The organism is Armatimonas sp., from assembly GCF_043760365.1.
Lineage (GTDB): Bacteria > Armatimonadota > Armatimonadia > Armatimonadales > Armatimonadaceae > Armatimonas.
This window is the reverse complement of the sequence record NZ_JAYUPA010000500.1, coordinates 1-4571: the sequence shown is the minus strand read 5'-3', so window position 1 is coordinate 4571 and position 4571 is coordinate 1. Positions and strand designations below refer to the sequence as shown.

General features: G+C 60.1%; 8 protein-coding genes. 5 read left to right on the top strand and 3 right to left on the bottom strand.

The window, feature by feature from the left end; translation table 11 throughout:
- Positions 1-87: 87 nt before the first annotated feature.
- Positions 88-699 (bottom strand): nucleotide exchange factor GrpE, encoded by a 612-nt coding sequence (gene grpE, locus ACH2EH_RS11735; RefSeq protein ID WP_395141869.1) that lies wholly within the window; start codon positions 697-699, stop codon positions 88-90.
- Positions 700-708: 9 nt separating this feature from the next.
- The gene (locus tag ACH2EH_RS11730) at positions 709-966 is read right to left on the bottom strand and encodes a hypothetical protein (RefSeq protein ID WP_395141867.1); all 258 of its coding nucleotides are present in this window, start codon (positions 964-966) and stop codon (positions 709-711) included.
- Positions 967-1017: 51 nt separating this feature from the next.
- Here ACH2EH_RS11730 and ACH2EH_RS11725 point away from each other — a divergent pair, with 51 nt between their 5' ends.
- From ACH2EH_RS11725 to rfaE2, 5 genes are read left to right on the top strand one after another with little or no spacing between them, the layout of a single operon-like run.
- Positions 1018-2019 (top strand): glycosyltransferase family 9 protein, encoded by a 1002-nt coding sequence (locus tag ACH2EH_RS11725; protein ID WP_395141865.1) that lies wholly within the window; start codon positions 1018-1020, stop codon positions 2017-2019.
- A 38-nt stretch (positions 2020-2057) separates the two neighbouring features.
- Positions 2058-2297, top strand: a complete 240-nt coding sequence (locus tag ACH2EH_RS11720) for an AbrB/MazE/SpoVT family DNA-binding domain-containing protein (protein ID WP_395141863.1) — start codon at positions 2058-2060, stop codon at positions 2295-2297.
- On the top strand, positions 2291-2638 hold the full coding sequence (mazF, locus tag ACH2EH_RS11715) for an endoribonuclease MazF (RefSeq protein WP_395141871.1): 348 nt from the start codon (positions 2291-2293) through the stop codon (positions 2636-2638). The genes ACH2EH_RS11720 and mazF overlap by 7 nt, the downstream gene beginning before the upstream one ends.
- A complete protein-coding gene (locus ACH2EH_RS11710) occupies positions 2635-3606 on the top strand; it encodes a glycosyltransferase family 9 protein (protein WP_395141861.1) in 972 nt (323 codons plus the stop codon). The genes mazF and ACH2EH_RS11710 overlap by 4 nt, the downstream gene beginning before the upstream one ends.
- 4 nt (positions 3607-3610) lie before the next feature.
- Complete coding sequence (rfaE2, locus tag ACH2EH_RS11705; protein ID WP_395141859.1) at positions 3611-4090, top strand: D-glycero-beta-D-manno-heptose 1-phosphate adenylyltransferase; 480 nt, start codon at positions 3611-3613, stop codon at positions 4088-4090.
- Here rfaE2 and ACH2EH_RS11700 read toward each other — a convergent pair.
- A partial coding sequence (locus tag ACH2EH_RS11700; RefSeq protein WP_395141857.1) for an aminotransferase class V-fold PLP-dependent enzyme occupies positions 4087-4571 on the bottom strand: 485 nt, incomplete at its 5' end. The two genes, rfaE2 and ACH2EH_RS11700, sit on opposite strands and share 4 nt — an antisense overlap.

Sequence of the window (4571 nt, the reverse complement as noted above, 5' to 3'; positions counted from 1 at the left end):
GAGTGGGTTTTTTACAGCCTACCGAGAGAATCAGGGCAGGGACAATAAGCATCGCTGCTACGTTACCAAATCTCATGAACTATTCTCCTAGCCGCCCGTGGCGACTTTGACAAGGGTGGGGCGGAGCACCTTACTGCCCAGCATGTAGCCGCGCTGGAGCTCCTCGACGATGGTATTTTCAGGATGGCCACTCTCCTCATCGCGGAGAACGGCATTGTGTAGGTTCGGGTCAAACGGCGTGCCAGGTGTTCCTGGGATCACTAAGACGCCCTCCCCGACGACGACTTCGCCAAACTGCTTGTAGATTGCATTGACACCCACCACCAGCTTCTCGTAGTCGCTGGTCTGGGAGGCCGCGACAAGAGCCCGCTCAAAGTTATCTAAAATGGGCAGAAGCTTCTGGATCGTTTCCTCGATCAGATAGCTCCGGAGGCTCTCGCGCTCCTCTTCGGTGCGGCGCTTCAGATTCGAGAAGTCTGCACGAGCGCGCAGGAAATCACCGCGAGTCGCTTCGAGCTCGGCGCTCAGGCCCTCGACTTGCCCTTGAAGCCAGGCCACATCCGTGGTCATGCCCTCCTGAGTGGCAGTAGAGGGCGCACTATCGGCATCAAACTCCGCCCCTGGTTCCGTGGGGGCGTTACTGTCATCGGTCATGGAGTCTCCGTTGAGATTTTTGTCGCGTTTAAAACGGGAAAACACGCTGTTAGTTTACCGCAATTTTTTGCGGAACAGATAGGCGATAAACGAGCCTAGTCCCGCAAATTTGTAGCTCGGGTCTATGTACTTCTCGATCACGTAGAACGCAAAGTAGTAGAGTCGGCAAAATGACCAGATCCCAATGCCGAGCAGCGCCGCTACCCGCACGGACGGAAACTCAACTAAGATACCGGTCACCGAGGCGCATCCCGCCACGAGAAACAGCGCCGCCTTGAGATACATCAGTCGTGGATCTTTCAAATCTCCCATAGCTTTACTGAACGTCGCGAGAAGCAGAGCGGTTACGGGTAAAATACGACGATGCCTTTGTCTCCGTCCACTTCTTCTCCGTCGCGCCTCTTAGTCGTGAAGCTCTCGTCGCTGGGTGATGTGGTGCACACGCTGCCGCTGATCGAGGCACTGCGGCGAGGGCTGGGCCCGGAGGCACATCTGGCGTGGGTGGTGCGAAAAGCTTTCGCGCCGCTAGTGATCAATAATCCCCATCTGAGTGCGGTGCACGTGCTTGAGGAGAAGAGTTTCTCGGCGACTTTGGCATTCGGGAGGCGGCTGCGAGCGGAGCACTTTGACACGGCACTCGATCCGCAGGGGTTGTTTGTCTCAGGCTTGCTGACGTTTCTCAGTGGCGCACCCCGTCGGGTCGGGCTGGATAAGAACCGTGAGGCAAACAAGCTCTTTCTCACCGAGGCCAGCATCGCAAGCACGCACCGAGCGCACCAAGTGGAGAAACTCTTTGGGTTCTGCGACGTGCTAGGCATTGCTCGGCTTGCACCGCGCGTGCAGCACTATCTGGCAGGGGATGCGCCGCGCGAGAAAACGTGGGTCGGGTGTATTATCGGGGCGAGCACGCCGGATAAGACCTGGCCGCTGGCGCACTGGAAGGCACTTGTGGCGGAGCTAGAAACGCGCGGCCTGATGCCTGTTCTTTTTGGCGGGCCGGGAGCTGAGGCCGAGGCGGCGGCACAGGTGGCGCTCTCTTGCGGGGGCTGTCTCAATTTAGCGGGGAAGACCAAGCTCCCGGAGCTGGCCGAGGCGCTCGCGCGGTGCGCCGTGGTGATTGGTGCCGACACCGGGCCGCTGCATCTGGCTGTTGCCGTGGGCACTCCGGTGATCGGCCTCTACGGCGTCACCGATCCCGCCCGCACCGGCCCCGCTTGGGGCCCCGCTCCCGCGCTTGTTCTTGATGCCGTCGAGAAAGAAGCCCCACCCGAGAGCCGCCGCCCGCGTCACGGCACTATTGCCGATGCGCTTGCCCGAATCTCCATTGAGGCCGTACGGGATGCAATCGCGGCGTTGCTTGTGTAAAACGGACATGGTATCTTCATTGTAGATACGGAGGTGGCATGACTACAAAAGTACAGAAGTGGGGCAATAGCTTGGCGATTCGTATACCACGAACCTTTGCGGAAGCAGGAAGACTTACCGAAAATGCTCCTGTGGAGATGACCATCTCCTCGGGAAAGTTAATCCTGGAGCGTATCCCCGAGCGTCCGCCGCTGGCTGCGCTGCTGGAGCGTGTGACACCAGAGAACTGTCATGCGGAAATAGACTGGGGAAAACCAGAAGGCGAGGAAGCCTGGTGAGCGAGGGAACTCCCGAACGAGGAGACATTGTCTGGTTAGATTTTGACCCCCAGGCAGGCCGCGAACAAGCGGGACGCCGCCCGGCCCTTGTGCTCTCCTCCGTGGAATACAATCGTAAGGTTGGGCTAATGCTCTGCTGTCCCATTACAAGCAAGGTTAAAGGCTATCCATTCGAAGTTCCCTTACCAGAGGGGCTTGCGATTTCGGGGGTTGTGCTGAGTGATCAGATACGGAGTCTCGATTGGCGGACACGGAACGCGAAGCAAGTTGCTCGTGTTACAGAGAGCATTTTAGAGGCCGTCTGTCAGCTCGTCGCGGCACTTTGGGAGCCGGATGCTTGAAAATCTGTGTGGTTCGGCTGGGGGGCATGGGGGATATTCTGCTCGCCACCCCGACGCTTCGGGCGCTGGCGGCACACTATCAAACCGACCAGATTGACTTTGTGGTGGGGCTGGGGATGGAGGCCGCCGTCGCCGGGCTGCCCTACGCGGCGCGGATTCTGGTCTTTGATCGTAAGAAACACTGGGGCGCGGGGCTTCCCGGCTTTCTGAAAACGCTCCGCGCCGAAGGGCGGTATGATTTGTTCCTGAACTTCCAGCCCAGTGTCAAGACACTGGCGCTGGCGGCTCTGGCGCAGCCCAAACAGACAATTATCTTTAAGAAAGATCGCCGTAAGCAGCTCGATACGAGGCGTGTTCGCCATGCCATTGACGACTTTGCTAAAGAAGTTGTCCCCTTGGGAGTTATCGTCACGGACCGTCAGCTAGATTTTTTCGTGCCCGAGTCGGCCCGGCTCTCGCTTACTACGAAGCTAGATCTGGCGATGCCCTATATTGCTATTAATCCGGCTGGCACCCGTGATATCAACCGCTGGCCACCGGAGCAATTCGCGACTCTCATTGAGCGCCTAGACGCTCTGGGGTGGCGGGTGCTCTTGCTCGGCGGGTCGGGTGATGTCGCGCTCGCGCAGGAGATCGTGGGGCAGAGCAAAGCGCCCGTGGAGAATCTGGCGGGTAAGCTCTCGGTCAAGGAGCTGGGCGCACTTCTCGAAAGAGCGGCGTGTGTGGTGACCGGTGACACGGGGCCGCTGCATATCGCCTCGGCGGTAAAGGCTCCGATTGTGTGCCTCTCGGGTGCGGCTGACCCGGATCGCACCGGCCCGACGCGGCCCGGCGATCTGGTCGTGATCAACCGTGCGCTAAGCTGTGTGCCGTGTCAGGGCCGCTTCTGCAAGCGCGGCGATATTGCTTGCATGACGCAGATGCCGGTGGAGTGGGTGCTAGACGCCATAGAAAGACGAGTGAGGTAAGCAAATGACACGCGAAGCGTTTGCCGCCGAGGCGGCGCGGCTAAAGTCCGAGGGCAAGAGAGTTGTTTTTACAAACGGCGTTTTTGATATCTTGCACGTGGGGCACTTGCGCTACTTGCAGCAGGCGCGTGCGCTGGGCGATGCGCTGTTTGTGGGCGTTAATGCGGATGCCAGCGTGAGACGCTTAAACAAAGGCCCCGAGCGCCCGATCAACCCCCAAGACGAGCGTGCGGAGCTGCTGCTGGGCCTCAAGTGCGTGGATGCCGTCTGCGTGTTTGAGGAAGACACCCCCATTGAGCTTCTGCGCGTCGTCAAGCCCCGTATCCACTGCAAAGGTGGTGACTACGCCTCCCCAGACGTGCTCCCGGAGACCCCACTCGTTCGTGCACTGGGCGGCGAGGTCGTGATTTTGCCGCTCGTCCCCGGGCGCTCCACAACGAATGTGGTGAAGAAGCTTGCGGGGGGGCTACCCCCTAGCCCCTAATCCAGCGCGCGTAGCACGTCCAACAAGCGATCTATCTCCTGCGTGGTGTTGTAGTGCGCCAGCCCCACCCGCACCGCGCCATCGGGCAAACCTAGCGCCTCCATTACACCGACGGCGTAGTAGTTACCGCTCCAGGAGCAGATCCCTGCCGCCCCGAGCACCTCACATACCGCACGCGGCGTGTAGCCCGCAAGGGTAAACGCGACCGTCGGAACCCGTCCGTGCTTGCCTGGCCCGTAGACCGTAAGATTGGGGATTTGTGCGAGCCCGTCCAGCAAGTGCGCCCCAAGCTCGGCTTCGTAGTGCGCCATCGCATCCATTCCGATGCTCTCGATGTACTCCACCGCCGCCGCAACGCCCGCCAGGCACTCGTGGTTGAGCGTCCCCTGTTCCCAGCAGTGCGGGATGGTGTTTTTGGCGGGGCGGACTTTGTGGGGCGTCAGGCGCTCCAGATGCTCCCGCTTGCCGTAGAGCACGCCGA

What these genes read in the sequence shown, in the direction of transcription:
- ACH2EH_RS11730 (WP_395141867.1), bottom strand. Translation starts at nt 966, where the DNA reads ATGGGAGATTTGAAAGATCCACGACTGATGTATCTCAAGGCGGCGCTG.
- ACH2EH_RS11720 (WP_395141863.1), top strand. Translation starts at nt 2,058, where the DNA reads ATGACTACAAAAGTACAGAAGTGGGGCAATAGCTTGGCGATTCGTATA.
- rfaE2 (WP_395141859.1), top strand. Translation starts at nt 3,611, where the DNA reads ATGACACGCGAAGCGTTTGCCGCCGAGGCGGCGCGGCTAAAGTCCGAG.
- ACH2EH_RS11725 (WP_395141865.1), top strand. Translation starts at nt 1,018, where the DNA reads ATGCCTTTGTCTCCGTCCACTTCTTCTCCGTCGCGCCTCTTAGTCGTG.